This is a genomic window from Streptomyces roseochromogenus subsp. oscitans DS 12.976 (assembly GCF_000497445.1).
Classification (GTDB): domain Bacteria; phylum Actinomycetota; class Actinomycetes; order Streptomycetales; family Streptomycetaceae; genus Streptomyces; species Streptomyces oscitans.
This window is the reverse complement of sequence record NZ_CM002285.1, coordinates 7,102,242-7,103,520: the sequence shown is the minus strand read 5'-3', so window position 1 is coordinate 7,103,520 and position 1,279 is coordinate 7,102,242. Positions and strand designations below refer to the sequence as shown.

Here is a 1,279-nt window from a genome sequence, read left to right as displayed (position 1 = left end):
ACCGGACGCGGCGCGGACACGGCCGACCGACACGGCATCGTCAGCGACGATCCGGCAACCGGACCGGGCGCGGATCGGGCTTCCCACCGATCAAGTCCTGAAAGGCCCGACGCGGCTTGACCCAGCGCCGGTCGTGGTGGTAGGCGCGCAGGGCCGCCTTGGCGCGGGCGCGCGGGCGGCGGCCGTAGAAGCGGCGGGCCCACGGGGAGCCGGGGCGGGCCAGCCGGACGGCGCCGACCAGCGCGACCAGTGGCACGACCGCGCCGAAGACCGCGATGCGCGCCTTGCCCTTGCTGAGGGCGATGAGCGCGAAGAGGAAGTTCATGCTGATGGTGGTGAGGGCACCGCCGCGGTCCTGAAGCTCCTCCGGGGACAGATCGTTGACGCCGAACGGGGAGAATCCGGCGAGCAGCAGCCCGACGAGCGCGGCGGTGAGCACGACGACCTCGACGCTCTTGCGGCCCTCCTCGCTCCAGTAGACGTCGTCCAGATGCAGGATCAGCGCGAACTCGTCCAGCACCAGCCCGGCACCCATGCCGAACAGGACGGCGGCGACGGCCCCGCCCGCGCCGTGCCGGTCGCTGGCGACCGCGCCGAATCCGCCGACGACGGTGAGGACGACGCCGGGCACGACGTGGTGGATGTGCAGCCCGCCCGCTTTGACGTTGCCGAACGGGCCCTTGCCGGCCCGGATCAGGCGGGTGATCACACGGGTGACGAGGAAGGTGAGCACGAAGGAGGCGAGGGCGAGCAACAGCGGGAGCTTGCCCGGTTCGACGATGTTCCGTAGCCACCAGTGCCCCATATGCGCACCTTATCCCCGGGTGCGGCGGGCAGCTCCGCGACCGCCGGGTAACCTTCGCCGGTGCTCAAGTCCTCCCCTTACGACGGCCTTCGCTTCGCCTTCGGCACCCTCACCGTGCTGCCCGTCCGGGTGCACCGCTGGGACCGGGGGGCCGCACGCGGGGGGATGCTGACCGCCCCCGTGGCCGGGCTGGCCGTCGGCGTCTGCGCGGCCGGACTCGGGCTGCTCCTGCTCCTCCTGGACGCCGGCCCGCTGCTCGCCGCGGTCGCCTCCGTCGCCGTACCCGCCGCCCTGACCCGCGGGCTGCATCTCGACGGGCTCGCCGACACCGCCGACGGGCTGGGCAGCGGCAAGCCCGCGGAGGACGCACTGCGGATCATGAAGCAGTCGGACATCGGCCCGTTCGGCGTCATCACCCTGGTCCTGGCGGTGCTGGCCCAGGTCGCGGTGCTGGCACAGCTCTACGGCGACTCC

General features: G+C 72.9%; 2 protein-coding genes. One reads left to right on the top strand and one right to left on the bottom strand.

Annotation, left to right across the window (positions count from 1 at the left end):
* Positions 1 to 40: 40 nt before the first annotated feature.
* Positions 41 to 805 carry a hypothetical protein gene (locus M878_RS80360; protein WP_023551335.1) on the bottom strand — a complete coding sequence of 255 codons (765 nt, stop codon included), beginning with the start codon at positions 803 to 805 and terminating at the stop codon, positions 41 to 43.
* A 60-nt stretch (positions 806 to 865) separates the two neighbouring features.
* Here M878_RS80360 and M878_RS80355 point away from each other — a divergent pair.
* The coding region (locus M878_RS80355; protein ID WP_023551334.1) for an adenosylcobinamide-GDP ribazoletransferase at positions 866 to 1,279 on the top strand (414 nt) is incomplete at its 3' end.

Coding starts and splice junctions, on each gene's coding strand:
- M878_RS80360 (WP_023551335.1), bottom strand. CDS start 805: ATGGGGCACTGGTGGCTACGGAACATCGTCGAACCGGGCAAGCTCCCG.